The sequence below is a fragment of the Streptomyces sp. SP18CS02 genome (genome assembly GCF_036322365.1).
In the GTDB taxonomy this organism is placed as follows: Bacteria; Actinomycetota; Actinomycetes; order Streptomycetales; family Streptomycetaceae; genus Streptomyces.
Map to the genome: position 1 here is coordinate 1 of NZ_JAQYXC010000155.1, position 25,786 is coordinate 25,786.

The window sequence follows — 25,786 nt, forward strand, 5'->3', positions numbered from 1 at the left end:
AACACCGCTGTCGCCGACTTTGTCGGCGACAGCGGCACCCCACACTCCCGGCAATACCTTCGAACCACCCCACCAATGGCCATGGCAACCAGCATCCCGATGTCCTGGCCGCACGACCAGGGATGTCAAACACTCACTCAGGGGGTCCAGGTGGCCAGGGCGACCGCGATGTCGCGGACGTCCAGCCCGTTCGCTGCCTGCTCGGCCAGGCCGATCTGGTTGAACCGGTGGATCACGTCCCGGACGGTGTTCTCGTCGGCCTGCACCACCTTGGCGATCACCGGGACGCGGTTCCCGCCGGCCGAGGCGAGGAGCATCATCGCCCGCCGGTAGCGCACCGAGCTGGTACTTCCCCCGCGCACGATCTGCTGCAGCTTCTGCCCTTCCTGATCGGTCAGTCCGCGCACCCGCGCAGGCTCAGCCACCACACCTCCAGCGGTCGGAACCGACGTCACCGCTCATCCAACCGCCCCAACCACCAACCCGGCGCACGTTCCCGGTCACAGCACTAGCCACCAGTCGGGCGCGACGGGCCCGGGCCTCGCCAGGCCCAGCGCGGCGTACACGGCGGCCGCGGCGACGAAGGTCGTGAAGGTGGCGACGAGGGTGGCCGGTGCGATGCTGGCCATGGGCATGCCGCGCGCGGCGAGGATGGGCTCGAGCAGGGTACCGCCGCCGATCCCGTAGATCCCACCGACCACCCCGACCGTCATGGCGAGAGCAGCGAGCACGCGAGCCGACGGCTCGGCCGCGTCCGTCCGCCGCCGGGCGGGGCGCAGGGTGCGCAGGCACGGCCAGGCGCCGAGCGGCAGCAGGAGCGTGGCGACCAGGATGCGGAAGACGTGGGGACCGGGGAGGATGCGGATGGCGGCGCCGGCGATGACACCGGGCCTTGCGCTTGCCGGTGGGGATCGCCGATCAGGTCGGGTTGGATCTGCTCTGCTGGTGCAAGGCTTCGATGTAGGCGTTGAGCGCTGGTGAGGTTTGGGATTGTTGGCGGATCACGGCGTAGAGCCGTCGGGTCAGGCTGGTCCCGGCGATGTCGCGAATGGCCAGGCGCGGGTCTGCGGCTGGCAGGGTCAGGTCGGGCAGCAGGGTCACTGCGCCTGCGCTGCGGACGAGTTCGAGCTGGACGTCGGCATCGTTGGATCGGTGTCGGAGGTCGGGGTCGAATCCTCCGTGCGCCCGGCAGGTCCCGATGATCATTGCGTGGTGTCCGGTACCGCTGCTTGAGGAAGCCCATACCTCGTTGCGCAGCGAGGAAAGCGTGACGGGCCCGGGGTGGGCGGCGAGTGGATGTCCTGCTGGCAGAACCAGGCGTGTCCCTTCGTAAAGGAGCAGGTGATGGTCGACGCCGTCGGGGCGCGGGCGGGGATGGCCTTCGTACTCGTCGCTGATGACAAGGTCGACGGTTCCCAGGCGCAGTTCGGGCAGGGCCACTTCGAGTTCGAGTTCGGTGATCTCGACCTCGACGAGTGGGTGTGAGCGTGCCACTTCCACCAGGGCGGGGATGAGGAGCCGGCGGGCTGCCGATTGCAGGCCCACGGCTCGGATCCTGCCGCGGACTTCCTGGGTCAGGTTCGCCAGTTCGGTTTCGGCGGTTTCGGCGGTGTTCAGCAGGACGGCAGCGTGACGGGCGAGCACTTTTCCGGCGTCGGTGAGCCGGACTCCCCGTCCGGCCGGCTCGACCAGGCGGGCACCGGTTTCCCGCTCCAGTGCTGCCAGCTGTTGGGAGACCGCCGAGGGGCTGTAGCCGATCGCGGCGGCCACGGCGGCGAGGGTGCCCCGCTCGGCGAGTTCGCGAAGCATCCTCAGGCGGCGGAGATCAGACAAGACCATCCACAAATCCTAATGAATCCGCTCCATGATTCATCGCTGGTGCTTACCGGCGAGGTGGGGGACGCTGGAGGTCGCCGCCCGGCCGGTCGGCACCTCACGCTGCCCGCCTCCTCTCGGAAAGCACTCACGCTCCCATGAACGCGCACGCCCCCTCCGCCCCTGCGTCCGGGATTTTGTCCTCGGTCGGAGCGTCGGTCATCTTCGGGATCATTTTCATGATCCCCCCGCATCTTCTGCCGCTGGATCCTGAGCAGATCCTGGGATACCGCATCATCGCGATGGTCGCCTTCCTGGCCGCCTTCCTCTGCGCGGCGCGGATGTGGGACCAGGCCGCGGCGCTGGTCGGCCGTCTGGGAGCAACACCGCATCTGGCCGGCGTCCTGATCCTGGACGCCGCTCTTCTGGGGCTGCAACTGTGGCTTTTCGGATGGGCGCCCCAAAGCGGGCACGGCCTCGATCTCTCTTTGGGCTATCTCATCCTGCCGCTGGTCATGGTGGTGGTCAGCGTCGCGGTCTACCGCGAGAAGCTCTCCCGCTGGCGGATCGGGGCCGTGCTCTGCGCCGCTGCGGGAGTTACGGCGGCCGTGGTCGTCGCCGGCGGGCTGCGCTGGCCCACCCTGCTCGTCGCACTGGGGCTTCCGCTCTCCTTCATCAGCCGACGCGCCTTCGCCCTGGACTCCGCCGCAGCTCAGCTCTTCGAGCTCATCGCGATGTTCCCCTTCTCGGTCTTCGTCCTGGCGGCCAAGCCGTCCTTCGGCACGGTCACCCATCGCCCGCAGCTGATCGCCGGACTTGTCCTGCTCGGGCTTCTCAGCGCCGCCGGGTTCGCGCTGTACCTGACCGCCAGCCGTGTCCTGCCGTTCTCCCTGTTCGGGGTGCTCAGCTACGTCGAGCCGGTACTGCTGGTGCTGGTCTCCCTGACGTTCCTGGGCGAGCCGTGGCAGTCGGCTGACACCTTCGTCTACATCCCGATCTGCGCCGGCCTCGTTCTTCTCGCGCTTGAACCGGCAGCAAAAGACCCCGCCGCGCCGAAGCAGCCCGCTCCTCAGGCCGACTGCGATGAACCCATGAGCCCCCCAGCGGCACAGGCACACTCCACCGTCCCACCGCAAGACCCGCAGTGACGTCAAAACCGACCGACATCGCAATCTCGCTCAGAAGGTGACTCCCACAATCCGGGGGCGCTTCCAGATCGGCTGCCACCCCACGGGCTCGTCGGGGCCGGGCTCCTGGTCCTCGGTGAGCGCGGCGGCCATCTGCTCGCGGGCCGCACGGGCGCGGGCGAGTGCGTCGTCGGGGTTGGGGCGTTCTTCCGGGGTGTTCGTGTGATTCCTCCTGGGGTCCGGCCCGGCGCGGGTTGGGTGCCGGGCTGCTGCTGGGTGTGCGTCGGCGGTGCCGTCGCCGGGGCGGGCTGCGGGCGGGGGCCGTGGGCGGCTTCGCGCGCCCGCCGGCTGTCCTGGAGCGTGGCGGTCATCTGCGCGGCGGCGGCCTCCAAGGTCCGGCGCGTCTGCTCCACCGTGACCACGCCGGTCTCCTGCTCCAGGAGGCGGCCGTCCTTCGGGCCGGTGCGCAGCGGCCGCGGGTGCGACCTCGAGGCGGCGGGCACGGCGACGGCGTACGGGCGAAGGCGGGAGCCCAGGCGCTCTGCTCGCCGGGCGGCGCGAACGCGGGCGGCCAGGGCGTCGGCGGCGAGGCGGGCCCGCTCGTAAGGCGGGGCGGTCTGCTTGCGGGTCAGCGGGCGCAGCACGGCCTGGTCCTCGGTGTCGCGCGGGTAGAGGGCGCGCAGGCCGGCGGTCATCATCCGCCGGCTCGCCGGGCGGGTGTAGTCGTCAATGGCCGTCTGCACGATCTGGTCGTCCAGGCCCGGCTGGTGGGGTCGGCCGCGCAGGGCGTAGGAGAGGTGGCGGCGGGCTTCGGCGAGCAGGTGGTGGCGCTTGAAGGCGCCGCGCATCACGTACACCACGGCGGCGACGTCGACGGCCGCCAGCGCGATGTCGATGACTGGCCGTACCCAGGCCGCCGCGGCCGCCGCCCGTGCCCGCTCGGCGAGCCGGTCGACGGTGCAGGCCCCGAACGCGGCGATCGCGGAGGTGCGCCATCGCCTGCGCAGCTCGGTCAGCGACAGCGGCTCGGTGCGCTTGGGCGGGCGGGTGTGGTCGGCGGCCTGGCAGGCCAGGGCGTATGAGGCCCGCTCCCCCGGCGCGTGCCCCTGCTTCTCCTTGTACTGGGCGGTGAGGACGGGCAGCGCGTCCTCGATCTGCTGGCGGCGGGTCGACTGCCAGCCGATGAGCCGCCGGTCGATCCCGGCGATGTCCATGACGGGCCGACGCCCTGGGGTGACCTCGCGCGGCTCCCACGCCCACCCGAGCCGGGCCGTCATCTCTTCCATGAAGTGGAGGGTGTAGAGGGTGTCGGCGGCGACGATGTGGGTCATCAGTGAGTCCGCCGACAGGTTGCCCCGCTTCCCGTCGTGCGGCCGCCGGGCCCGGATCGACATGACCGCGTGCGCGTGAAGAAGGGGCCTCGATTCCGTGGCCCTGGACTCGTAGTGCCTAAAGACCGCGACGAGCAGCCCGTCCTTGACCCGGGCCCGCTGCTTTCCGCCGGCCTTCCAGCGGATCTCGGCGACCGACTCCTCCAGCCACGCCAGCGTCTTGTCACGGGCGACGTCGTCGCACAGCTCCAGCACCCGGCGGTGCCGGTCGTCCATCAGGGCCCACGCGAGGTGTGCCGTCGGCGGGGGCCGGAAGACAAGGTCGAAGGCGAGCCAGGGGGTGCGCTTCTTGGCCTTGTCGGTCTCGGCCGGCTGGTTGTGCTCGATGGGCCTGCCCAGCACGGTCGCCCGCCTCGCCTGTGCCGGGCTCTTGCCCTGCGCCAGGAGCTCGCGCTCGATCCGGTCGGCGTCCGGGTGCCGGCCCTCCCCCAGCAGGAGTTCGGCCTGCCGCTCGCTCACCACGTCCCCGGCCGCCAGGCCGAGCGCGGCCAGGCCCCGGCCCTTCCACACACCGGGCGGGACACCGGCCTCGTCCTGAGCGGCGCGCAGCGGCGTGCCCGCCCGGCGGTGGCCGTCGCCGACCATCACGCCACGGAACAGGTAGCGCCACCCGGCCCCGGGGCGAACTGGCGACATGCTGATCATCGGCCCATGGAACCCGGACGCTGACCTGCGCAGAAGCGTGATCCGGGGTCCTTCCCGCCGGGCGGGAGGGCATCACCAGATCTTTACCGCAGCGCCCGTCAGGCGGGCCACCGGGCCAGCCCGGGACGGTAAGCCACCGACCTGTGCACAGTCCGCCGCATGAATGGCGAACTGCTCCACGGAGACCTCTGCCCGCTCTGCCGCATGCCGCTGCTCCTGGACGTGCTCGAAGTGCGCTCCGCGCAGTCCGACTTCCCCACCGCCGAACGCGTCACTGGGTATCGATACCCCGGCTGCCAACCCGACCGGCCCGAGCAGTGGACGGAGGCGATGCAGAGCCACTGCGGCGGCGCATGACGGAGCCGTGCGAATACTGCGCCACCCAAGGGCGCGCCACCCGCCGCCCTGCTGGGAGTGCCTCGCTCATTGTCCTGTAGTGGCTGACCTTGCATAGGTCAGCCGGGCCTTGCATCCAGATCTGCACAGATCCATTGGATCTTGCATGTGGCTGTCATGCGCAGCGTGATGTCATTGGGAACGCAAAGTCCGTGTCACCGTGTCGGTAGGCAATGGCCGACCGAGGAGCGGCGGACATTCAGCGGGAGAGCCAGACGCGCCCGGCAGCGGCCGGGCGGGCGAAGACGTCGCCGCCCTCTCCGTATACGAAGGCCCGGATGACCTCGGCGACCTGGTGGGCGCCGGCGGGGGACGCCGGAGCCATGACCGGCATACGGCGGAAGCGCATGTCGCTGAAGGCGAAGAACCGGCCTCCGTCGTTCGAGATGGCGACGAGGATGCCGGAGTCGCCGCTCTGTCCACCTCTCGGGGTGCGGGACCGCGATCTACGATTACATAGTCGCGGTGTGCGCCGAGCTGGGCCCTGAGGCCGATCTCCTCGGAGACCAGAGCCTCGAACAGAAAGCCCGTCAGGGAGGTGACCTCAGCGTCGGTGCGCTCGGTCTCCAGGTCGCGTTCGTACGGGCAGGCGGCGAGGTCGAGCACGCCCTTGAGCCGTATTCTCCGTCCAGCTCCACTGCGCGGGCGGCACGGAGTGCTCACCGCCCATGGCCGACAGGCTGGTGAGCAGCTCGGCGGCGTGCTCCAGGACGCTCGGCACGTACAGGGCGGGGAGCCTCTCGGCCGCGGCCTCGACGGTACGCCTCGGCGGAAAAGATCGGACGGTCGCCGGCGATGGAGCCGTAGGTGATGCTCATGCTTCCCTCTCATGTGGCCGGGGGCTGGTGTCGACGGCCCCGGCTCCATGCTGTCGTCCCGTGCCGCCCGAGCGGGCCGAAATGGGGGAATACGGTTCGTCTGGGCATAGCCGCCAAAGATGCAAGGTCGGCCTGACCAACCGGAGCCACGGGTGCCCAAGCTGAACTTTCACCCCGCTGTTCATGGTGCTTGTCCGGTGCAGCCTTCAGCCGCACCGGACACTCATCCCCCATGCCTTGAGGAGGGCGCCTTCGCAAAGTGCCGCCGGCCCGTATCTGGTTGGAGTCGGATGACGATTAGCCAGGCTGCACGCGTGGCGAGGACGTCAGAAACGAACGGATCCTGGTCGCCATACCAGGTGGCATGCCGACAGAGCATCGGCAAGCAGGGGCTCCATGTCGTTCATCACCTCGGCGACGCAGGTCAGAGCATCGGTACAGACGCGGTGGACTACTTGCTCGCCGCTGCGCGCATCTGTACGGGCGATCGGCATCTTCATCGTGGACGTCCCTATAGCTGTGTCCGTGGACACGATGCCTGATGGGGGAGAGCGGTGATCGAGGGACTGCGGCCGGTGGCGGTGGTAGGCCATTCCCCGGCGTGTGCCGCCCGGGCAGTATGGCTGGGTGACCCTTTCGAAGATCTCCCGGAAGGTTACTGGCACGTGGACCTTCGACCTCAACGGGTACCCGTGGACGGCCAAAGACACGATCAGTGTGCATCGCGTCCAGCGATGGTGTCTCCCCTGTCTATACCGCGCACACGCGAGCGCTACGCCACCGCTCTGCCCCCGAGCACGCCCTGAGCCTGAACGGCCGCGCCCCGCCGAACCGGAATCCCGGTTCGGCGGGGCGCGGCCGTTTGGCGGTTATCGAGTCGGAGCCTGCCGAGAAGGCCGGAGCTCACCTCGTGACCGTGCTCGGTCCGCAGTGCCTGTCGGGATTGTCCGTCTGGTGCGGCACCCAGCGGGTCGCGAGCGCGGGCGATATCGTGCGCGCATGATGCCGGAGGAGTACCGCGACTTCTTTACCGCGGCGGCCGGGGCCACGGGCGCCTTGGCCGGACTGCTCTTCGTCGCGCTGTCGCTGTCCCCGCAGCAGGCGGCCGGGGTCGCGGGCGGCACGGGTTTCCGTACCTTGGCCTCGGCCGCCCTGCTGGTCTTCACCGACGCCTTGGTGATCTCGCTGGCCGCCCTGGTGCCAGGGGTTGAGCTGGGCTGGTGGTCCGCCGCCGGGGGTGTCTGCGTTCTGGCCTTCGTGCTCGCCGCGTTGCGCGTTCGGGACGGCGCGGCGAGACGGCCGTACGGGCTGGCCGCCGGACTGCTGTGCGTCGTGGTCATCGAGATCTGGGCCGGAGTCATTCTGTTGCGCGATCCGTCGGACCTCGACGCCGTACGTGTCCTGTGCTATCTGGTGGTCGCCGACTTGATCTGCGGGATGGCATGGGCGTGGCAGCTCGCGAGCATGCGCGGCACCGGGCTGTTCGCCTCTCTGCGTCTGCTGGCCCGGGGCGGGGACGCCGACCCCGCCACGGTCGCGCGCCAGGCGCCGGACGACTCGGACGACGAACGCCCGCCGGGCGGCTGACGGCGCGGCGCCCGGTAGGTTGCGGGTTGTCCTGGTGTGCTGGAGGGGCAGTTTCGTGACGGGGTAGCCGCAGCCACCCACGCCGCCGACGACGGCCGCCTCCTTCAGGAGGGGCCCGAGGCCGGCGGAGCAGGTCGCAGGCCTCCGTACGGCAGGCGCCGTCAGAGGTCTTTCGGACGGCGGCCCGACCGGGGAGAACCAGGGATCTCACGCAGGCGCGTGACTTCGTGGGACGCAGTTCAGCGTCCCCACATCACAAGATGAAGACGAACCGCCGCTATCACGTTCTCGGTGTGACCTGCACCTCGTCGCCCTCGTCTCACCAACCGCAGAGAGACCGGTCCGACGACACAGAAGAGGTACCCGATGAGATTGCGAACCATAGGCGTGCTGTGCGCCCTTGTCGGCACAGGGTGCGCGGCTCCCGCCGCCTCCACGACTCCACCCCAGCGCCCGTCTGCCTCCGCGTCGCAGGGCCGCCCGGAGACTTCCGAGAGACCGGCCGCCGGCACGCTCCCCGAGTCGCGCGGCGGCTTCGGCAGCGCGGCGGCCTTCCGCAAATGGGGCCTCGAGCCGATGGCTCCCGCCCCGGTACCTCCACAGCAGCCGCTGAGAATCTCCGCGGTCAAGGATCCGTGGATCAAGGAGATACCGACCGATAAAAAGATCGTCTTCTTGACTTTCGACGACGGAAACGAGAAGGACCCGCGCTTCATCGAGATAATTCGGGACCTGCGAATTCCTTTCACCATGTTTCTCACCGACGACGCCGTCAAGAAGGATTACGGCTACTTCAGGAAGCTTCAGGCGCTCGGCAACCCCATAGAGAACCACACACTCACCCACACCGACCTCAAGACGCTCAACCGAAGCGGCCAGCAGAGAGAAATATGCGGCGCGCAGGAGAAGTTCGTGAAGGAGTTCGGTCAAGCACCACGTCTCTTTCGCCCCCCGTTCGGAAGCTGGAACGACGATACTCTCGCAGCCATGAAGGCATGCGACCTGCAGGCCATGGTGCTATGGCGCGTGGACATGGGCATCGAGGACATGGAGTATCAGCGGGCCGATCGCACGTTGCGCCCGGGGCAGATCATCCTGGCCCATTTCCGCGGTCCGAAAGACCTGAAGGGCCAGTCCCTCACCGACATGACCGCCAACATGCTCCGCCGCATCCAAGAACAAGGGTTCACAGTGGCACGCCTAGAGGACTACCTCACCTACGACTAGGACGTGTCCGGTCGATCATGTGAATACTCCGTCCGGGTCGTTGATGTGGACATGGGACGGGCGGATCTGACGGATGCCGGAGCGGGAACGGCTGCGGCCGTTCCTGGCGGTCAACAAGCGGCGTTGCGGGCAGTGGGGGGACCATCGACAGGAGATCGACCGGATTCTGCACCGACTGCGGAGCACAGTCCAGTGGCGTGACCTGCCCGAACGGCACGGGCCGCGGAAGACCGTCTATGCACGCCATCGGCTCTGGTCCGACGACGGCACCTGGGAGCAACTGCTTCAGCAGGTCCAGGCCGCAGCCGACACCGGACAGACGAGATCGACGGGAACTGTCTGTCGACTCCACCGTCGTCCGCGCCCATCAACCTGCAGCCGGCGCCCGCACCGACCCGCCGCCAATCCGGCCGATGTCCGCTTCGGGGGCGGCGGTGTCGGTGGGGAGCGACGAAGTTTTCCCGGTCCCCACGGCCACAGGCTGGGCGGTAGCCAACAGCGCTGCCGCGCACTCCTCGGTGAGGTCCTCTGCGTGCGGCGGTAGCGGCTGCCCGGCGCGCAGATGTCGGCGGACCACGGACAGCGGCAGGTCGATCAAGGCCAGGGTGATGCGCTCGTGGTCTTGTGGGTTCGCCGCGCCGAGGGCTTCGGCGAGGGAGTGGAGGGAGCCGAACACGCGCTGGTTGCCCAGGTCCGCGCGCTCCTTGTGTTCCTTGGACCAGTCGGCGCGGCCGAACTCCTCGGCGCCGTAGAGGAGGAGTGAGGCCTCCTGCGGATGGGCGCGGCTCCAGGAGACGACATGCCGGGCGGCCGCGCGGGCTGCCGGGCGGGGGTCGGGGGCGCTGCCGAGCGCGGCGAAGTACCCCTCCTGGAAGCGTTCTACGGTGCGCAGCCACACCTCGGCGAGTAGTGCTGTACGGCCGGAGAAGCGGTGGTACATGGACCCGCTCGGCGCGCCGATCGCCTGGGCGACGGCGGACATGGTCACGCCTGACGGCCCGGCGGAGGCGGCCAGCCGGACTGCGGTGTCGAGGATCTGGTCGGTGTCGAAGCGGGGTGGTCTCGCCATGAACCAGAGAGTACCCTCCAGATTATTAGAGACTGCTCTCTAATAATCTGATGGGGAGGACGTATGGGCGTCTACAACGTGCACGAGCGCCTGCTGGCCGCCAAGGGGAGCGAGGTCGGTGCGCTCATCGACAGCCTGTCCGGCGGGACGCAGGACAGGCTGTGGCCGCACGAGTCCTGGCCGGCGCTGAAGCTCGACGGCCCGCTGGCAGTCGGCGCGTCCGGCGGCCACGGTCCGGTCCGCTACACGGTCGCGGCGTACGTGCCCGGCACCTGGATCCGTTTCGCCTTCAGCGGGCCGCGCGGATTCCACGGCTTCCACGAGTTCGCCGCGCTGCCCGTCGATGAAGAGCGCACCGTGTTGCGGCACACCCTCTCGATGAAGACCAGCGGCCTCGCCCGCCTGAGCTGGCCGCTGGCCTTCCGCTGGATGCACGACGCCTGTCTGGAGGACAGCCTGGACTGCGCCGAACTCGCCTGCACGGGCACGGTGGCCCGCCCAGGCTGCTGGACTCCCTACGTACACCTGCTCCGCGCGCTCGCACGCTGGGGGCGTACTTACTGATCATTTCAGAATGAGTTTGGCTCAGGGGCTTGGCAGTTGGGCTGGCGGGCGGCGAGGTTGTGGATGTGTCGGATGATCCTGTGTCCGATGATTTGCGGGAACGTGTCGCCCCGCCGCTTCCACCGCGCCCGCCGCGGCGTCGGCGGTATCCGGGTCGTCTGCCGGCAGACGACCGTGCCGCCTTGCGCGGGATCGTCTACGTCCGGCGTAAGGGTGTGGCATGGGCAGACGTACCCGCCGAGCGGACCGGGTGCAGTGGGGTGGCCTGCTGGCGGCGTCTGCGGGACTGGACCGAGGCCGGTGTGTGGCCACGTCTGCACGGGATCCTCCTGGCGGAACTCCGCAAGACGGGCCTGCTGGACATGGACGACGCCGCGGTCGACGGCTCTCACGTCAGGGCCTTGAAAGGGGGGCTCACACCGGACCTTCACCGGTCGATCACGCCCGTCAGGGCAGCAAGCACCACCTGATCACCGACCGCCACGGAACACCCCTCGCCGTATCGATGACCAGCGGAAATCGGCACGACGTGACGCAGTTGATGCCGCTGCTGGACGCGATCCCCCGCATCCGCGGCCGACGCGGCCGCCCCCGTCATCGTCCGCGCCGGCTGTTTGCCGACCGCGGCTACGACTACGACAAGTACCGACGCCGACTCCGCGCCCGCGGCATCACGCCGAAGATCGCCCGCAAGGGGACCGCCCACGGCTCCGGCCTGGGCAAGACCCGCTGGGCCGCCGAGCGGACCTTTGCCTGGCTCCACCAGTTCAAACGCCTACGGACCCGTTACGAGATACGCGCCGACCTCCACCTCGGACTCCTCCAACTCGCCTGCAGCATCATCTACTTGCGCCGACTCCGAACCTCATTCTGAAATGATCAGTTAGGAGACCAGGAGCGGACCACCTGGTGCCAGGACGCCCAACCTGCTCGGCGAGCAGCTCCGGGAGCTCTCCCGGAGGGGTGTGGATCACCGAGTAGTGGGCCAGCACGCCGCCGAGCGTGCCGTCTTCGATCGGCAGGGACTCCATCCGCGCCTCCTGGAAGCGCAGAGCCGGATAAGCCCGCCGGGCGTGGTCGACCATGCCTGGGGAGAGGTCGAGCCCGAAGGCGTTCAGGCCCAGTTCGTGCAGCACGGCCGTCAGATGTCCGGGCCCGCACCCGACGTCCGCTGCCCGCGGGTTGCCCCTCGCGCGCACCAGTTCGGCGAAGGTGCCGATCATGGCCCGGGTAAACGGTTATGTCTCCAGCCGGTCTGCGAACAGCGATGTGTACAGCTCGACGACTCCGTCGTAGGCCGCCCTGATCTCGTCCTGATGATTCGCCACAGGCGGGACCCTATTGCCGGTCTGATCATTGATCTTGTGGCAGGTCGGGGTGAGCTGACGGATGCGGCGTGGGAGCGAATAGAGCCCCTGTTGCCGCAAGCGGATGGGCGTGGCCGTCCGTGGCGTGATCACCGGCAGGTGGTCAACGGGGTGCTGTGGCGGCTGCGGACCGGGGCTCCTTGGCGCGAACTGCCCGAGCGGTACGGACCCTGTCAGACCTTCTACGAGCGGTTCGCCCGCTGGGAAGCGGACGGGACCTGGGCGAAGCTGCTGGAACACGTCCAGGTCCGCGACGAAGCGGTGGGCCGGGTGGAATGGACCGTCTCCGTCGACGCCACGATCAACCGAGCCCACCAGCACGCCGCCGGCGCCCGCGGAAAGGGGCTGCGGACGGGGACGAACTGGAAGATCCGGGTCGCTCGCAGGCGCGTCAGAGCCCCTGCAACGCCCAGCCGGTCTTCCGCGCGCTCACCGCCGAACTCGGGCCGGCGCGGCGCACGGTCCTCGACCTGTGCTGCTCCTACGGGATCAACGCCGCCCTGCTCAACCACGACGTCACCCTCGACGAACTTTCGCGCACAACACCTCGGCAGCGGTGGCCGGACTCGCTATCGCCGCACTCGCCGACCTCGACCGTGACTTCTACGCGGCCCGCCGCCACCCTGACGTCGTACGGGCCATCGGCATCGACGTGTCACAGCCGGCCCTGGACTACGCGGTGGCCGTCGCGTTGCTCAACGAGGGGCACTGCCTGGACCTGGAACACACCGAACCGACGGAGCGGCTGCGCTGTTCACTCGACGGGACGGTCCTGATCACCATCACCGGCGGCACGAGCTTCCTGACCGCGCGCACCCTTACCCGGCTGTTCACCGCCATCGGCCGCCCCGTGCCGGTGGCGGCCTTCGTCTGGGTCACCGCGCTTGCTCCCGCGCCGACCAGGCGTGGTGGTGGATCGTGACCCTGGCCGTCGGCTCCATGGTCAGCTGTGGGCTGGCCGAGTCCGGCAGCCGCGATCCCTACGCCGAGTCCCACTGACCCGCTCGCGGGCGAGGGCGGCGAGGGCGGCATCCGGTGCGCTGCACGCCGCTTCCCGACGTGCAGCACCGCGGACGGAGCGGAGGAGCGCGCGTCGTAGCCAGTACGTCGGCCGCGACGCGCGCGCTTGGCCATGCCCCCGCGCACGTTATGCGGGGCGGCGCTGTGCCGAGCGTGCTCGCTGATGCCACCCCTGTGAGCGAGGGTGTTTCAGGCGGTGGTGCGGTTCCCTGGACGCGCGGCGAGCGCGGCCTCGGCGCTGGGGTAGGCGGGCAGGAAGGTGTCCATCCCGGTGACGCTGAGCAGGCGGCCCAGCCGGTCGGGGATGGCCGCCAGGGTCAGGGAGCCGTCGGCTTCCTTGGCGCAGCGCCAGATGCCGACGAGGGCGCCCAGCCCGGAGGAGTCGCAGAAGGTGACGCCCGACAGGTCGGCAACCAGGTCGGGGTGTCCGGTCGCGATGAGTTCCAGGGCGCGGGACCGCACGGCGGGTGCGGTGGTGATGTCGAATTCGCCGGACAGCGCGATCACGGCCAGGGCGCCGTCGGTGTGCGGGACGTTGATGTGGAATGCGTCGGTCATGGGCGTGGGTTCTCCTGCCCGACGCGGATGTCGGCGGTCGGGGCGGCGGCGCTGTGAGCGGTGGTGGTGATGCCGGCGGGAGCGGCATCGGGGGTGGGGACGGACAGGGCCAGCAGGGCAACGTCGTCGCGTTCGGTGTCGGGGAGAGTGTCCAGGAGCGCGATGGTGTCGTCGATCAGGTCGCCGGCGCTGACCGGCGTGGGCCGCTGGGCCAGGAAGTCCGTCAGGCCCGTGTCGGCGAGCATGTCACCGTCGGCGGTGCGGGCCTCGGTCAGCCCGTCGGTGTACAGCAGCAGTCCCTCGCCGGGTGCCAGACGCAGGGTGCGTGAGGCGAAGACGGCTTCGGCGAACGCGCCGACCAGCATGCCGCCCTTGGCGTGGGCCGCCTCGACCCGCACGCCGCCGCCCTCGATGGGGCTGAGGCGGTAGGCGGGCGGGTGACCGCCGGTGGCCAGCGTGACCGTGAAACCGCCGTCCCGGGCCGGATCGAGCAGGCCGAAGATGGCGGTGCAAAAGCGGGTACCGACCGCCGCGTCCAGCAGCAGCGCGGTGTTCAGGGCGTTGAGCGCGGCCGTAGGGTCCGCGTCGACGAGAGCTGCGGCCCGCAGCGTGTAGCGGGTCAGTGAGGTGACCGAGGCCGCTTCGGCGCCCTTGCCGCACACATCGCCCAGGAAGAACGCCCACCGGCCCCCGCCCACGGGGAAGACATCGTAGAAGTCACCGCCCACTTCCTGCGGGGAGGCGGTCTTGTAATGGCAGGCCAGCTCCAGCCCCGGTACCGCGGGCAACGCGGGAGGCACCAGGGTGCGCTGCAGCGTCGAGGCGAACGCGGCGATGGCCGCCTTGTCCCGCTCCGCACGCTGGCGGGCCTCTTCCTCCGCCTGGCGCTTGTCCTGCTCGACCTTGCGGCGCTCCTGCTCGGCGCGTACCGCGTTCAGTGCCGACAGCCGCAGCTCCAGCTGGTCACGCACTACCGCGGCCAGGTCCCCGAGGGTGGAGGCATCGGCCTCGCTGATCTCGCGGGGGCGGGTGTCGAGAATGTTGACCGTGCCCAGCCGGTGCCCGTCGGCGGTGATGATCGGAGCGGCGGCGTAGAACCGTACCCCCATCGGGCCGGCGACCAGCGGGTTGGAGCAGGCGACCGGGTCCAGCAGAGTGTCGGGGATGACGGTGGTGTCATCGGTGAGCACCGCCGAGGCACACAGGCCCGGATCGCGGCCGATCTCGGTGACGCCTTCCAGGCCGTGCGCGGCCTTGAACCAGATCCGGTCCTCGTCCACGATCGTCACCGTCGCCACCGGCACCTCGAACAACCGTGCCGCCAGCGCCGCGACTCTGTCGTAGGCGCCGTCGGGCGGAGTGTCGAGAATGTCGTAACGGCGCACCGCCGCCAACCGCGCCGCCTCGACCGACGCGGCCGCAGGCCCGCTCGGTGCTATCACAGGCGGACTCGCTTGCTCCGGCATGTTCCTCGTCTCGTCATCCCCCCCAGGAAGGCACCGACCAGACAGCCAGCACCCCGCAACCCTACCGAACGCCCCCAGCGTCACCGCTCGGGAGGCGCCGTCGAGCGGCGTGGAGGACAGCAGGCACTGCCGGGTCGCCCCTCCCAGCGAGTGGCAGCGCGTAGCCGGGGGTCGCGGCCGGTGGGCTTGTCGGTGTCTACCTCGTTGGTCTGGGTGTGCCATTAGCGGGCGACGTGGGTCTCGCCGAGGGCGAGGTGGTGGAGGCAGAAGCAGGGGCGGCGGGCTGGCCAGCGCCGGCGACGTATTGGCACCAGGACCGGGTACCGTCATCGGTGTCGGTCTGCTGGAGCACGCAGGCCAGGACCAGGGCGCTGCGGGTTCGGGGACCTGGTCGGTTACGAAAGCTCCGACGGCGGTCGCGGGGGTGTGCCGTACTACGGTCTCGCACAGGGCGCGCGGGTCCTCGGCCGCCGTTGTGTTCTCGTCGCTCGCGACACCTCTTCTGTGCGGAGGCCGAACGCGTGAACGTCTTGCGGCAGCCTCGCCCGGGAGTTGTCGGTGGCAGGGGGGAGGATGCCGGTATGACACTGCTGCCGATCACTGCGCCCGCGTCCCTGCTGGGCATCCACTGTCTTGATCCCGAAGCCGGAGGATGGGGTTTGAGGGCCGACCACGCCGTGGCGACGGCCGCCGGCGACACGTATGTGCTGACCGGCCTGCGCCGCTACCGCGGGCACGCGGCCGGCTCGGCCGACCCCGCCGAGCAGGACTTCTGCTACCAGCTGATCACCTGCCACGGCGCCGACGGAAAGCCCACCGCCACCGCCGTGTTCGGACAGGCGGTGCCGGGCGGTGGCCCGTCGGTCATACCGGAGGGCGACGGCGCGACCCTGGCCGTGCTCCCGGACGGCGCGGTCGCCGTCAGCTCCAAGCCCGGCAGCACCCACCTTCTGTCCCCGGACCTGGACGAGGTCCTCGCCTCCTGGCCGATGTCCTGGGGCTGGGGGAAGAAGCAGGGCCCCGGGGAAGACCCGTTCGCCGCGTCGATCGCCGTCACTCCCGCGGGTCGGCTGCTGTGCATGACCTCCGAGTACGGGCTCAGCAACTGGGCCGGCGCCCACCCCAATATCGTCGCCGTCTCCGACCCCGGCGCAACACTCGGCCCGGGCCGCAAGCCAGTGCTGCGCGCCATCGCGACCCTGGACGCGCGCACCGACCGCCAGAGCGACGCCGACTCCTACGCGCACGTGCGGTACGGCGACGAGCCGGTGGGGCGCGGCAACCGGCCCTCGCCCTCGTTGACCGAGGCCCTGTCGGAGCTCACCGGGACCAGCGGAAGCCTCTACGGCTACCTCGACTCCACGATGACCCGCCCGGCAGCGCTCGGCGACGACCTGTTCGTCGTCCCGGTCTTCGGGAAGACCTACCGCTCAACCAACCGGGGCCAGGAGTTCAGTTTCGCCCTTGTCGACGACGGCGGGGGGTTGCGGGGTCGTCTGGGAGGCTTGCACCTGCGCGAGGAAAGCCCGTTCACCGGCTTCGACTTCACCGTGGTCGCCGACCCGCACCGCGCCCGTGCCTTCCATCTCAACCGTTACGGCCTGTACGCGTGGAGCGCCGACGGGGTACTGCGCGCCCGGATGTCCACTCTGGAGAAGCCGTTCAAGCCCCTCGTCCACTTCGCCCTGCTGGAGTGCACCCCCGCAGGGGAGCTGCTCCTCGCACACCGCAAGCAGCATCTGCTGCTGCGGGTGCCGGTGCCGCAGGACCTGGACGACCTGGCGGCGGCGGTGGAGGCCGCGCTGAAGGACTACGGGCGCGAGCGCACCGCGCTGAAGAAGCAGTACGCGCCGGTGAACTGGCTCTGGTCGGACAGCGCGGCCGCGGTGAACCACCTCTGACGACCTCTGGGCGCAGGCTGCCGTGCCCCCTGGATCGGTCAGGAGAGGACCCGGCAGCTTCCTGGAGAATGACAATTCTTGGCGCCGTGCGCCGGGCGCTTGGCAGAATCGGGCGAGTGAAGGCAGCTCAGATATCCCGGCAGCACCTCGTCTCTCAGGTCCTGCTCAAGCAGTTCACCATGGTCGAGCCGGATGACCGAGGCCCTCAGGTGCGTCCCGTTGACGTGCGCTACCCGGAACGCGCGAACAAGCTGAAGAGCACCCGGGCGTGTGGTTGGGTCGACACCTTCGTCGCCTACGACTCCCCGTCTGCCGAGGATCTGTGGAGCTCCGTGGAGAGGCGGGCTCCCGCTGCCTTCGAGGCTGTGCACGCTGGCACGCCGTTCGCTGATCCCCTGCACATTGCGGCCCTGCGTGACCTGATCGTGCTGCACTATGTGCGGTCACACCGCTATCGCGATGTGTACACCAACGCGTTCGAGACTGTGCGCGTGAAGGTCCGCAGGGAGCTCGTCGAGCGGTTCCCGGAGCCGCTGCGCCGTGAAGCGTTGCGGCAGACCGGGCTGCACCTGGCCGGCCCAGGTGCCCTCGATGCCTTCGCCGAGCGTCTCGTCGAGCAATCCGAGGTTAGCCAGGACTTCGGAACAGGCGCACTGTTCCGCACCAGCATCGAAAGCATGTTCAACAAGGTGCGTGCCATGGCATCGAGCTGGCACTTGGAGGTGCTGACGCCGGAAAGCGGGCAGTTCCTGGTCGGCGACAATCCGGCAGTGTCCGTGCGCACGGACAAGACGCCCTGGTCGTACAACATGGCCTTCGGCGACGCGCACTCCATCATCCTGCCCATCACTCCCCGCCATCTGCTGGCCCTGGCAAGGAAGAACATGGCCGGCACCATCCCCCGGGCCCTCATGGACAAAATAAACACCGCGCAGATCCTCGCCGCCGACCGCTACGTCTACATGCATCCCCGGAGCACGAGGCTGGAGACGTTCGCGAGAGAGACGGCGCAACGGTGGCGAGCGGACCGCGCGAGCCCCTACCGCACGTCGGCGTCGACCTCAAGGAGCAAGAGGTCGTAGCCCCGGGTCGCCCAGCTCGTTGCGGGCAAGGACCCGCGTAGGTGTAGCCGAGACGGTCGTACAGACAGCGGCCGACGGCGTTGTCCGGGCGGCGGCCTCGCGTATGAGACGTTCTCCTTCCCCAGGGCTACCGCGTGGGAAAGACACCTCATGCAATTAAGCCGTCAAGCCGCGGGGTGTTCGCCGGCCCATCGCGTCCGTTGAACCCCGGCCCTGTCCCCGGCTCTGGACCTCGCTGACACACCAGGACCGACAGCGAAGCCAGTCACACGTCGCCCAGGAAACCTGGATCTGCCGGCCCCATCCGCCGGGCGAAGTCCGCTGCGACTCCGAGCACCTCGCGCATCGGCACGGGCCGCCTGCTCGTGGCCGCGCGATCGGCGTGAGCTTCCTCGGACCACAGGAACGGATACACGGAAAGACCCTGCTCAAAAGCCAGGGCTGCGGCCTCCTCACGCCAGCCGGGCCAGCGCAGTCCGTCGTAGAACGTCTCCAGCCTGCCCGAGAGCAGCCAGGAGACCCACCCGGAGTGGCCCATCTCCATCGCCTCCCACTCCAGAGTGTCGGGAGCGAAATACGTCACCTGACCGGGTGCCCCAGGGCGGCCCGCTGCCGCGGGATCGCCGCCGTTCAACGCGAAGACCCCTCCCACAATGTCGTGGCCGACGACAAGACCTGTCGCGGGATGCCAGCCAGGATCGAAGTCCGTGGGAAAGCGGTTGACCTGCGCCAGACTCAGGAGCCGCCCGTCCGCGACCGAACCAGAACCCCCGCCGAACACGCGTATCCACCCGTTGTCCACGAGCAATCCGCCGGTGTGCAACGCCAGTGCACCCAGCACCGATCGCCCGGTGACCTGCATCTGCAGAAGGCATCGGCGGCCCTCGTTGATGTCTCCGGGCAGCACTTGAACCGGCACGGTGCTCGCCCTGAGAACCCCCTGCAGCTCCGGCCACGCGGGATCGTCCACATTGACCAGCTCATCGATGCCTCGCATCCGACGATGGTCGCACCTTCCGGTATCACCTCATCGTGTGGGCTGGGCCGCGCTCACGCGAAGGCCGGGGCGACGGGCCGGGCAGCGATTGTCTGCACTTGGGGTCTCATGGGCGTGGTCGTCGTCCCTGGTTCTGTGGGGAAGGCGATCGATTCATCGAACGGAGTGCGCGCCAGGAGGCAGTGGTGGAGCTGGCCGAGCATCCGGTTGGACAGATGCCGCAGAGCCTGCGTGTCCCAGTCCCCTCCTGCCCGGCGGCGCCGGTAGTGGGCGTCCGCGCCGGAGGAACCGCTGAGGGAGGCGAAGGCCCACAGGTGGCCGACGTGGTTGAGCCGGTTGTTATTCACGAACCGGCGCCCGACGTAACGGCGCTTGCCGGAAGCACGCGTGATCGGGGCCGAGCCGGCATACGCCTTCAGCCCTCCAGCCGTGGCGAACCGTGTCCGGTCGTCACCGATCTCGCCCAGGATGCGGGCACCAGCCTGGGGGCCGACCCCGGGAAGGCTCAGCGTGATCGCCGCATCCGGACGCGCCCGAAAGGCCTCCTCGGTGGCCCGCGCCAGGTCATCGACCGCCTCGCAGGCTGCGTCCAGCTGCAGCAGCAGGGCCCGTGCCTGCTTGCCCATGGCGTCCTCGACGAAAGACAGCTGCCGAGGGGCTTCCTCACGGAAGAGCTGCTGGATTCGCTCGGCTTCCGCCTCAATGCCCCGGCGACGGCCGGCCCGCCGGAGCATGGCCGTCAACTTCCCCATCGGCAGCTTGGCGCCAGGGCAGGTGTGGGCGCAACGGCGAGGATGCGGCGGGCATCGGGGCGGGTCAGGATTCCCGGCTTGTCCCTGAACGCCTCGATCATCGCCGGGAAGCACTCCCTGAGCAGGGACCGCAGCCGATTGGCGACCTGTTGCCGGTTCCAGACCGCGTCCTGCTGTGCGCGTGCCAGGACGGCGACCGTTTGGGCCAGGTCGGTGTCGGCGGGTAGCGGGCGGTGCACCGGCGCATCGGTGCGGATGATGTTCGCGAGGACCAGGGCGTCGCCCGGGTCCGACTTCTTGCGGCTGACTACGGCGTAGATCTTCCGGGGGCGCTGCCTGAGCGTGGCGACCAGTAGGCCTGCGGGTCGGGCTGCGCCCGGCGGCCTTCCCTGCGGGGAAGGCTTGCCCAGGTGCGCTGAGCGGACCGAGCATGAGCCGCGGTCTGCTCCCTCGTACGGGTGGCGCCGTCGCCGCCGGCGAACCGCCCGGCGTCGTCGTGCTGTCGCAGGGGGCATGAAGCCGATCGACGAGCAGCACATCGCGGAGCCTGGCCTGGTGGTGCGGGACAGCACCGGCGGGGACGAGGACACGGTCCGGGCCGTTATGGCCGCGCTGGAGGAGCGTTGGGCGACCTCGGGTATCGGCCCGGTGCGCAGGGATCCCGGCGAACCTGGTGTCCGGGCGCGGATCTACGCCGACGTCCTGCGCCCGGGCGGGACGGCCCGTAGCCGCAGTGCCTGGGCAAGCCCTCCGGTGGTGGGTTTCCCCGGACTGGAGTCGACTGCCTTTACCCGCGGGGTCGACGCCAGGTGCGCGGTCCCCGGCAAGTCCGCGGACTTCTATCTGTCCGCCGGCGCCATGTACGTCAACTACAACAACCACGAGGACGAGATCAAGTGGGGGCCCAGGAAGATCGCTGAAGCGTTCCCACCACTGGTCGGCACCATCCTCGAACGGGACATCCAGGCAGCCTGCCCCGTCCCCGGCCACGGCACCGACCTCTACCTGTTCAAGGAGGATCAGTACGTGCGCCACAACGCCCACTACGACAGGATCATTCGCGGTCCGCTGTCCATCGCCACCGGCTGGCCGCAGCCGGCAGGCACCACCTCCGCCTCCAACTTGGACGCCGCCTGCGCCGTCCCCAACAGCAGCACGCACGTCTACCTCTTCAAGGGCGATCGGTACACCAACACCAAGGTCTCATCAGTCCGGAGCCGTCACGGTCACGAGGGAAGACGGTGGAGATGTGGTGGCGATGTCCGGACCGGGCACGAGTGGCCAGTTCCGCTCCGGCATCGCAAACGGCGGCCAAGCACAGCCCGGGCCCGGCTGTCGGCGTACTGAGATAATTGCTCGGGCATGTACAGACGAACGTGCTCAGTCGTGGGGCCGGGACGGCAGCCCTGCGGAGGGGTGTCCGTAAGCGTGCATGACTCCTCGGCGGTCTGAACCTGGTGGCCGCGGACGTAGGCTCTCAAGGATGCGGATAGGCGAGTTGTCACAGCGCACGGGCGTGAGTCCGCGCTCACTGCGGTACTACGAAGACCAGGGACTGCTGACCAGCTCACGCTCCGACGCGGGGCAGCGTCACTATTCCGATGCCGCGGTCCAGCGCGTGTCGCTCATCCGGCAGCTGTTCGACGCGGGGATGTCCAGCCGGGTGATCGCGACTGTGCTGCCGTGTGTGGACATCCCGGGTGACTTGGACGTCGCCGAGGAGACGTTCACGGCGATGCTGCGCGAGCGCGACCGGATCGACGCCGACATTGCGCACCTGATCGAGACCCGGGATGCACTCGACGTGCTGATCAGGGCCAACAGCAGGCACCGGGCGGAGCTTTCCGCGGCCCCGCAATCGGTGGCGCAGTCGACCTGATGCTGTGATCTGCATCTCAGCCGGTTGCCCCTGACATCAATGTCAGCGGTGAGGATGGCGACAGCACCCGGAGTCACCGGGTTGGCCATACGAGAGGCGGCTGAGGATGGGGCAGGCATGGGGTTTTCACAGGTATGGCGGGCCCGGGGTGCAGGAGTTCTTCGATCGTCCCGATCCCGTACCCGGTCGCGGTGAGGTGCTGATCCGGGTCGATGTCGCCGGCGTGAATCCCCTCGACCACCTTCTGCGCTCAGGTCTGGTCGACGGGCTCGACGGCGGGCGTCCGTTTCCCCGCGTGCTGGGCATGGAGGCAGCCGGAACCGTTCTTGCCCGGGGCGAGGACGTCGACGGGCTCGAGGTGGGCGACGCCGTCTTCGGCTTCGCACTGACCGGTGGCGGCACCTACGCCGAGACGACGGTGCTGTCCGCGCCGAACACCGCGCGCATCCCGGCGGGTCTGTCCGCGGCCGTGGCGGCAACGCTGCCAGTGGCCGGGACGACCGCGGTGGACGTGCTCGACCAACTCGGCCTCCCGGCCGGCGCCACAGTCCTGGTCAACGGGGTCGGGGGCGGGGTCGGCCTCGCCGTCGCCCGACTGGCGATCGGGCGCGAGCTGCGCGTGATCGGCACCGGAAGTGCGGCCAAACGCGAGCACGCCGAGGGCATTGGGGTGCGATTCATCGACTACACCGCCAAGGACGTCGCCGCCACGGCACGCGAGCTGGTTCCGGGCGGCTTCGGCGGGATCGTCGACCTGGTCGGAGGCACCTCGCTGCGGACGGTCGCTCCGCTGGCCCGGGATCCCCGCGATGTCATTGCTGTGGGTGATACGTCTGTGTCCGATCTCGGCGGGCGTTTCGTCGAGCGTCGCGTCGACCGCGAGAACCTGGAGCGGTCGGCCCGACTGGCCCTCGACGGAGTCCTCGCACCCGTAATCACGGCGGCCCATCCGCTCTTCGAAGCCCCGGCCGCCCTCGCCGCCGTCGAGAACGGTCATGCCTCGGGCAAGGTCGTCATCAAGGTGGCATGAAAGTGCCCGGTTGCCTGACGCGTCGACGGTCCTTTGCTGACGAGAACCCCTGGTCAGCGCATCATCAACTGAGCACGTTCACCGGCTCTGTCGCTGATCTTGTGACGCCATGCAGAGTTGATCGTTTCGTATAGGTGTGCGTTTCAGGGGGCTTGCATGCGGTGTTGCCGCATCTGGAGGGCGTAGTCGTCGAGAGGGTGCAGCAGGGCGAAGGCGTCCTTGTGCTGCGTGCGCGTTCGCGTAGGCGCACAGCGCGGTGTTCGCGGTGCGGGAAGCACTCGGGTCGAATACATGGCCGGTATGAGCGGCGGGTTGGGGACGCGCCGCTGGGTGGTCTGCCGGTGGTGATTGTGCTATTGGTCAGGCGATTCAAGTGTCTGACGGCTGGCTGTGCGGCAGTCACGTTCGCCGAGCAGATACCAGGGCTGACGCGCCCGCATGCCCGGCACACGCCGGTGCTGCGTGACCTGCTGGTCCGCGTCGCGCAGGTACTGGCGGGACGGCCTGGTGCACGACTCGCCCGGAGCCTGGGCATGTCTGCGGCGAAGGACACCACGCTGCGGCTGCTGCGAGCTAGCCCGCAGCAGGAACCGGGAGCCGTGCGGGTTCTTGGCATCGATGAGTTCGCCCTGCTCAGGGGCCACACCTACGCCACGCTGCTGGTCGATCTCGAAGCTCGCCGGCCGGTCGACGTGCTGCCCGGTCGGGAGGCCGCTCCGGTGGCCCGCTGGCTGGCGGACCACCCCGAAGTGGAGATCATCTGCCGTGACCGGGCCTCCGCCTATGCCGAGGCGGCCAGGCAAGCCGCTCCTCAAGCCGTCCAGGTCGCGGACGCCTGGCACCTGTGGAACAACCTCGCCAAGGCTGTAGAGAAGACCGTCACCGGCCACTACGCCTGCATTCGTGCCGCCCACGCCGCTGTGCACCAACCCGAGGAACCCCCGCCGCCGGCAGCACCGGACGGGATTCTCGATGTCCGAGGGCGCCCCCGTCGTATCGTCGCGACTATCCGCGAGCGCCACCGTGATGTTCATCAACTCCTCGCCCAGGGCCGTTCCCTGCGTGGCATCAGCCGCGACCTGGATCTGGACTACTACGCCGTTCGCCGATACGCGCGGACGGCGAACGTCGAAGAGCTGTTGGTGAAAGTGACCCAGCGCCGGACGCTGCTGGACGACTACAAGCCCTACATCTACCAGCGGTTCGTCCAAGGCTGCCGCACCAGCCAGCTCTACCGAGAAGTACACGACCAGGGTTTCCCGGGTGACAGGAGTGTCGTCAACTCCTACGTCCGCCTCCTGAAACAGGGCACAATCACCGCACCTCCGCCCCCAGCGCTGCCGAAGCCCAGGCGGGCTCTGCGCTGGATCATGACCCGCCCCGACCACCTGCGACCCGAGGAGGCCGTGGGCCTGAAGGAAACTCGAGCGGCCTGCCCCGAACTCAACGCGACCGTCGAGCGCGTCCGAGGCTTCGGCTTGTTGATGGACGAGCATGACGGTGATGGCCTCGAAGGATGGATCGAGCAGGTCAGACGGCATGATCTGCCAGCCATTCGACAGTTCGCCGATGGGCTTCTACGCGACTGGGATGCAGTCGTCGCCGGGTTGTCGAGCACCTGGAGCTCCGGCCAAGTCGAAGGCCAGGTCACCAGGGTCAAGCTCCTCAAACGCGCCGGCTACGGCCGGGCGAAACTAGACCTGCTCCGCACGCGAGTCCTTCTCCGAAGCTGACCCGCCCGCTACTGGAGTTTCGGTCCCACCGCGATGTCGACTGCGGCTGCGCTCCAGCCGGGTTCGTTCACGGCCACCCGGACCCACCGTCTGCCCGACTCGCCAATGAGTTTGACGAAGCGGGTCTCGCCCATGACGTCACCGATGACCAGCCGCCCATCGGCCAGCGCGAGCAGGCCCTCGAACACTGTGGTGAAGGAAGGATTCGGTCCCGTACCTTCGTCGAGCGGCTCGACGAAGAGCCGCACCTTGACGAGCTGGATCTGTGCCTTCACCCGCACCACTACGTGAGTGTCGCAGGCAACCGCGGCCTCTTCCCCCAACTCCAAGACCGGCAGCCACTCAGTCGACCCCAGCGCCAGTACCGGGTGATTGACATACACCTCTACGCCAGCAGCCTGCATGATCAGCCCTCCCTTCGCCCCGCCTCGCGACGCAGCGATGCTATCCGGGAGCACTGACATGGCCGACCGTGGCTGCCGAGGGACGCCCGCGAGCAGGGCACCTATCCAAGCCGGTCACAAGATCAGCGACAGAGCCCGTTCACCAGTACGGGGTTGAGCACGTTGTGCACCACCGCGTACGGACGTCCGTGCTCAGCCACCCGTTCGAGCCTGGTCGATCTGTCCGCCAGCTGCCTCAGCCAGTGGTGGGGCGGAAGGGGATCACGTTGTCAGCTGCCGAGGCCGGCTCTGCTGAAACCCCCTTCCCCGCAGTCAGGACGGCGTTGGCGAGGGTGAGGTTGGTGACCATCCGGCGGAGTTCGTCAAGCTCAGCCTCCTTGTTGGCGAGGGTCTTCCTGAGCCTGGCGACCGTCGCCCCCAGCCGCTGTTCCGGATCCGGGACCTGCCGTGCTTCCTTGCGGACACGTTCGTAGAACTCGGAGGTCCATGGGGATGCGCTGCTCGGCAAGCCCATGAGCCGCGGCCTCGTGGTTCACCCGGGCCACGAAAGCCTTGATTCGCACCGCCAGGGTGCCCTTACTTCAGGGCCCTGAGCGATGGCGATGGTTGTGGTGGGCGGCGTCCAGGTTTTTGTCGGTGTTCCTGCCGGTGCTGTTTTCGGTGTCATTGGATGCGGTGCAGGGGGTGGAGGTCATGGTCGCTGGCCTCCTTGTCGCAGGCATGCCTGGCGGCCCGCACGGGGTAGTGCGGGCCGCCAGAGGGGAGAACGGGGGGCAGAAGGGTGGTTCGTCCGTCAGGCCGGGACGGGCAGGAGCCGGATGCGCAGCCCGCATCGGCCGGACCAGCAGCCGCACGCCTCCATCTCCGGGAACGGTCCGCAGGTCCACCGGCCGCCTGCGCCTTGGCTGTGCGGGCAGTCGGTCCGGGGCCGCTCGGTGACCGCGATGCGGTGCCGGTC

The 25,786-nt window shown here is 69.2% G+C and carries 24 protein-coding genes and 5 pseudogenes; 15 read left to right on the plus strand and 14 right to left on the minus strand.

Going from position 1 to position 25,786, the window contains the following annotated elements; all coding sequences use genetic code 11:
- Positions 1-203: 203 nt before the first annotated feature.
- The 3 genes and pseudogenes from PUR26_RS01075 to PUR26_RS01085 all read right to left on the minus strand — a co-directional run.
- A pseudogene (locus PUR26_RS01075) lies at positions 204-425 on the minus strand (helix-turn-helix domain-containing protein); the annotation flags it as partial.
- 75 nt (positions 426-500) lie between these two features.
- Complete coding sequence (locus PUR26_RS01080; RefSeq protein ID WP_329868339.1) at positions 501-881, minus strand: TSUP family transporter; 381 nt, start codon at positions 879-881, stop codon at positions 501-503.
- A gap of 37 nt (positions 882-918) precedes the next feature.
- Entirely contained in the window at positions 919-1,839 is a 921-nt protein-coding gene (locus tag PUR26_RS01085) for a LysR family transcriptional regulator (protein ID WP_329868286.1), read from the minus strand.
- Positions 1,840-1,973: 134 nt separating this feature from the next.
- Between PUR26_RS01085 and rarD the strand changes: the two genes are divergently transcribed.
- Entirely contained in the window at positions 1,974-2,963 is a 990-nt protein-coding gene (gene rarD, locus PUR26_RS01090) for an EamA family transporter RarD (RefSeq protein WP_329868287.1), read from the plus strand.
- A gap of 2 nt (positions 2,964-2,965) precedes the next feature.
- Here rarD and mobF read toward each other — a convergent pair whose 3' ends face one another.
- The gene (gene mobF / locus PUR26_RS01095) at positions 2,966-4,978 is read right to left on the minus strand and encodes a MobF family relaxase (protein WP_329868289.1); all 2,013 of its coding nucleotides are present in this window, start codon (positions 4,976-4,978) and stop codon (positions 2,966-2,968) included.
- A 159-nt stretch (positions 4,979-5,137) separates the two neighbouring features.
- Here mobF and PUR26_RS01100 point away from each other — a divergent pair, with 159 nt between their 5' ends.
- Positions 5,138-5,335: a hypothetical protein gene (locus PUR26_RS01100; RefSeq protein WP_329868291.1), complete on the plus strand. Its 198-nt coding sequence runs from the start codon at positions 5,138-5,140 to the stop codon at positions 5,333-5,335.
- A gap of 238 nt (positions 5,336-5,573) precedes the next feature.
- Here PUR26_RS01100 and PUR26_RS01105 read toward each other — a convergent pair whose 3' ends face one another.
- Positions 5,574-5,723, minus strand: coding sequence for a hypothetical protein (locus PUR26_RS01105; RefSeq protein ID WP_329868293.1), 150 nt, complete (start codon positions 5,721-5,723; stop codon positions 5,574-5,576).
- A 795-nt stretch (positions 5,724-6,518) separates the two neighbouring features.
- On the minus strand, positions 6,519-6,692 hold the full coding sequence (locus PUR26_RS01110; protein WP_329868295.1) for a hypothetical protein: 174 nt from the start codon (positions 6,690-6,692) through the stop codon (positions 6,519-6,521).
- Between the two features lie 499 nt (positions 6,693-7,191).
- Here PUR26_RS01110 and PUR26_RS01115 point away from each other — a divergent pair, with 499 nt between their 5' ends.
- The 3 genes from PUR26_RS01115 (at position 7,192) to PUR26_RS34535 (ending at position 9,550) form a co-directional block, all read left to right on the plus strand.
- The gene (locus PUR26_RS01115) at positions 7,192-7,779 is read left to right on the plus strand and encodes a hypothetical protein (RefSeq protein WP_329868297.1); all 588 of its coding nucleotides are present in this window, start codon (positions 7,192-7,194) and stop codon (positions 7,777-7,779) included.
- Between the two features lie 366 nt (positions 7,780-8,145).
- Entirely contained in the window at positions 8,146-9,006 is an 861-nt protein-coding gene (locus PUR26_RS01120) for a polysaccharide deacetylase family protein (RefSeq protein WP_329868299.1), read from the plus strand.
- A 73-nt stretch (positions 9,007-9,079) separates the two neighbouring features.
- Complete coding sequence (locus tag PUR26_RS34535; RefSeq protein ID WP_443076923.1) at positions 9,080-9,550, plus strand: transposase; 471 nt, start codon at positions 9,080-9,082, stop codon at positions 9,548-9,550.
- Here the strand turns inward: PUR26_RS34535 and PUR26_RS01125 are convergent.
- A pseudogene (locus tag PUR26_RS01125) lies at positions 9,500-10,075 on the minus strand (TetR family transcriptional regulator); the annotation flags it as partial. The gene PUR26_RS34535 and the pseudogene PUR26_RS01125 overlap by 51 nt on opposite strands.
- 63 nt (positions 10,076-10,138) lie before the next feature.
- Between PUR26_RS01125 and PUR26_RS01130 the strand changes: the two are divergent.
- Positions 10,139-10,639, plus strand: a complete 501-nt coding sequence (locus tag PUR26_RS01130; protein ID WP_329868301.1) for an SRPBCC family protein — start codon at positions 10,139-10,141, stop codon at positions 10,637-10,639.
- 65 nt (positions 10,640-10,704) lie between these two features.
- Positions 10,705-11,513 (plus strand): IS5 family transposase gene (locus PUR26_RS01135; protein ID WP_329868340.1). Its coding sequence is split into 2 segments (ribosomal slippage): positions 10,705-11,044 and positions 11,044-11,513, totalling 810 coding nucleotides; the frame shifts between segments, so codons are not numbered across the junction.
- A 12-nt stretch (positions 11,514-11,525) separates the two neighbouring features.
- Here PUR26_RS01135 and PUR26_RS01140 read toward each other — a convergent pair.
- Positions 11,526-11,967 (minus strand): annotated as a pseudogene (locus PUR26_RS01140) (class I SAM-dependent methyltransferase); the annotation flags it as partial.
- A 36-nt stretch (positions 11,968-12,003) separates the two neighbouring features.
- Here PUR26_RS01140 and PUR26_RS01145 point away from each other — a divergent pair.
- Both PUR26_RS01145 and PUR26_RS01150 read left to right on the plus strand, forming a co-directional pair.
- A pseudogene (locus tag PUR26_RS01145) lies at positions 12,004-12,404 on the plus strand (IS5 family transposase); the annotation flags it as partial.
- Between the two features lie 158 nt (positions 12,405-12,562).
- Positions 12,563-12,928, plus strand: a complete 366-nt coding sequence (locus PUR26_RS01150) for a hypothetical protein (RefSeq protein ID WP_329868343.1) — start codon at positions 12,563-12,565, stop codon at positions 12,926-12,928.
- A 287-nt stretch (positions 12,929-13,215) separates the two neighbouring features.
- On the opposite strand, the gene PUR26_RS01155 is transcribed toward PUR26_RS01150, so the two are convergent.
- Together PUR26_RS01155 and PUR26_RS01160 are read right to left on the minus strand one after the other, a co-directional pair.
- The gene (locus PUR26_RS01155) at positions 13,216-13,584 is read right to left on the minus strand and encodes an STAS domain-containing protein (RefSeq protein WP_329868302.1); all 369 of its coding nucleotides are present in this window, start codon (positions 13,582-13,584) and stop codon (positions 13,216-13,218) included.
- On the minus strand, positions 13,581-15,026 hold the full coding sequence (locus PUR26_RS01160; RefSeq protein ID WP_329868304.1) for a PP2C family protein-serine/threonine phosphatase: 1,446 nt from the start codon (positions 15,024-15,026) through the stop codon (positions 13,581-13,583). The genes PUR26_RS01155 and PUR26_RS01160 overlap by 4 nt, the downstream gene beginning before the upstream one ends.
- A 605-nt stretch (positions 15,027-15,631) precedes the next feature.
- Between PUR26_RS01160 and PUR26_RS01165 the strand changes: the two genes are divergently transcribed.
- Both PUR26_RS01165 and PUR26_RS01170 read left to right on the plus strand, forming a co-directional pair.
- Positions 15,632-16,951, plus strand: coding sequence for a hypothetical protein (locus PUR26_RS01165; RefSeq protein WP_329868305.1), 1,320 nt, complete (start codon positions 15,632-15,634; stop codon positions 16,949-16,951).
- Positions 16,952-17,067: 116 nt separating this feature from the next.
- Positions 17,068-18,033, plus strand: a complete 966-nt coding sequence (locus tag PUR26_RS01170) for a DUF4238 domain-containing protein (protein WP_329868308.1) — start codon at positions 17,068-17,070, stop codon at positions 18,031-18,033.
- Positions 18,034-18,298: 265 nt separating this feature from the next.
- Here the strand turns inward: PUR26_RS01170 and PUR26_RS01175 are convergent, their stop codons facing one another.
- Positions 18,299-19,030, minus strand: a complete 732-nt coding sequence (locus tag PUR26_RS01175) for a DUF2625 domain-containing protein (protein WP_329868310.1) — start codon at positions 19,028-19,030, stop codon at positions 18,299-18,301.
- Positions 19,031-19,083: 53 nt separating this feature from the next.
- Positions 19,084-20,198: pseudogene (locus PUR26_RS01180) on the minus strand (IS110 family transposase); the annotation flags it as partial.
- 97 nt (positions 20,199-20,295) lie between these two features.
- Here PUR26_RS01180 and PUR26_RS01185 point away from each other — a divergent pair.
- The 4 genes from PUR26_RS01185 (at position 20,296) to PUR26_RS01200 (ending at position 24,424) form a co-directional block, all read left to right on the plus strand.
- The gene (locus tag PUR26_RS01185) at positions 20,296-21,129 is read left to right on the plus strand and encodes a DUF6207 family protein (protein WP_329868312.1); all 834 of its coding nucleotides are present in this window, start codon (positions 20,296-20,298) and stop codon (positions 21,127-21,129) included.
- A 136-nt stretch (positions 21,130-21,265) separates the two neighbouring features.
- Positions 21,266-21,661 (plus strand): MerR family transcriptional regulator, encoded by a 396-nt coding sequence (locus tag PUR26_RS01190; protein ID WP_329868314.1) that lies wholly within the window; start codon positions 21,266-21,268, stop codon positions 21,659-21,661.
- A 196-nt stretch (positions 21,662-21,857) separates the two neighbouring features.
- Positions 21,858-22,691, plus strand: coding sequence for an alcohol dehydrogenase catalytic domain-containing protein (locus PUR26_RS01195; RefSeq protein WP_329868315.1), 834 nt, complete (start codon positions 21,858-21,860; stop codon positions 22,689-22,691).
- Positions 22,692-22,912: 221 nt separating this feature from the next.
- Positions 22,913-24,424 (plus strand): ISL3 family transposase, encoded by a 1,512-nt coding sequence (locus tag PUR26_RS01200; protein ID WP_329868342.1) that lies wholly within the window; start codon positions 22,913-22,915, stop codon positions 24,422-24,424.
- 8 nt (positions 24,425-24,432) lie between these two features.
- Here PUR26_RS01200 and PUR26_RS01205 read toward each other — a convergent pair whose 3' ends face one another.
- Both PUR26_RS01205 and PUR26_RS01210 read right to left on the minus strand, forming a co-directional pair.
- A complete protein-coding gene (locus PUR26_RS01205; protein ID WP_329868316.1) occupies positions 24,433-24,828 on the minus strand; it encodes a hypothetical protein in 396 nt (131 codons plus the stop codon).
- 235 nt (positions 24,829-25,063) lie between these two features.
- On the minus strand, positions 25,064-25,336 hold the full coding sequence (locus PUR26_RS01210; RefSeq protein WP_329868318.1) for a hypothetical protein: 273 nt from the start codon (positions 25,334-25,336) through the stop codon (positions 25,064-25,066).
- Between the last annotated feature and the right edge of the window lie 450 nt (positions 25,337-25,786).

Coding starts and splice junctions, on each gene's coding strand:
- PUR26_RS01085 (WP_329868286.1), bottom strand. CDS start 1,839: ATGGTCTTGTCTGATCTCCGCCGCCTGAGGATGCTTCGCGAACTCGCC.
- rarD (WP_329868287.1), top strand. CDS start 1,974: ATGAACGCGCACGCCCCCTCCGCCCCTGCGTCCGGGATTTTGTCCTCG.
- mobF (WP_329868289.1), bottom strand. CDS start 4,978: ATGATCAGCATGTCGCCAGTTCGCCCCGGGGCCGGGTGGCGCTACCTG.
- PUR26_RS01100 (WP_329868291.1), top strand. CDS start 5,138: ATGAATGGCGAACTGCTCCACGGAGACCTCTGCCCGCTCTGCCGCATG.
- PUR26_RS01105 (WP_329868293.1), bottom strand. CDS start 5,723: ATGCGCTTCCGCCGTATGCCGGTCATGGCTCCGGCGTCCCCCGCCGGC.
- PUR26_RS01110 (WP_329868295.1), bottom strand. CDS start 6,692: ATGAAGATGCCGATCGCCCGTACAGATGCGCGCAGCGGCGAGCAAGTA.
- PUR26_RS01115 (WP_329868297.1), top strand. CDS start 7,192: ATGATGCCGGAGGAGTACCGCGACTTCTTTACCGCGGCGGCCGGGGCC.
- PUR26_RS01120 (WP_329868299.1), top strand. CDS start 8,146: ATGAGATTGCGAACCATAGGCGTGCTGTGCGCCCTTGTCGGCACAGGG.
- PUR26_RS34535 (WP_443076923.1), top strand. CDS start 9,080: ATGCCGGAGCGGGAACGGCTGCGGCCGTTCCTGGCGGTCAACAAGCGG.
- PUR26_RS01130 (WP_329868301.1), top strand. CDS start 10,139: ATGGGCGTCTACAACGTGCACGAGCGCCTGCTGGCCGCCAAGGGGAGC.
- PUR26_RS01155 (WP_329868302.1), bottom strand. CDS start 13,584: ATGACCGACGCATTCCACATCAACGTCCCGCACACCGACGGCGCCCTG.
- PUR26_RS01165 (WP_329868305.1), top strand. CDS start 15,632: ATGACACTGCTGCCGATCACTGCGCCCGCGTCCCTGCTGGGCATCCAC.
- PUR26_RS01175 (WP_329868310.1), bottom strand. CDS start 19,030: ATGCGAGGCATCGATGAGCTGGTCAATGTGGACGATCCCGCGTGGCCG.
- PUR26_RS01185 (WP_329868312.1), top strand. CDS start 20,296: ATGAAGCCGATCGACGAGCAGCACATCGCGGAGCCTGGCCTGGTGGTG.
- PUR26_RS01190 (WP_329868314.1), top strand. CDS start 21,266: ATGCGGATAGGCGAGTTGTCACAGCGCACGGGCGTGAGTCCGCGCTCA.
- PUR26_RS01205 (WP_329868316.1), bottom strand. CDS start 24,828: ATGCAGGCTGCTGGCGTAGAGGTGTATGTCAATCACCCGGTACTGGCG.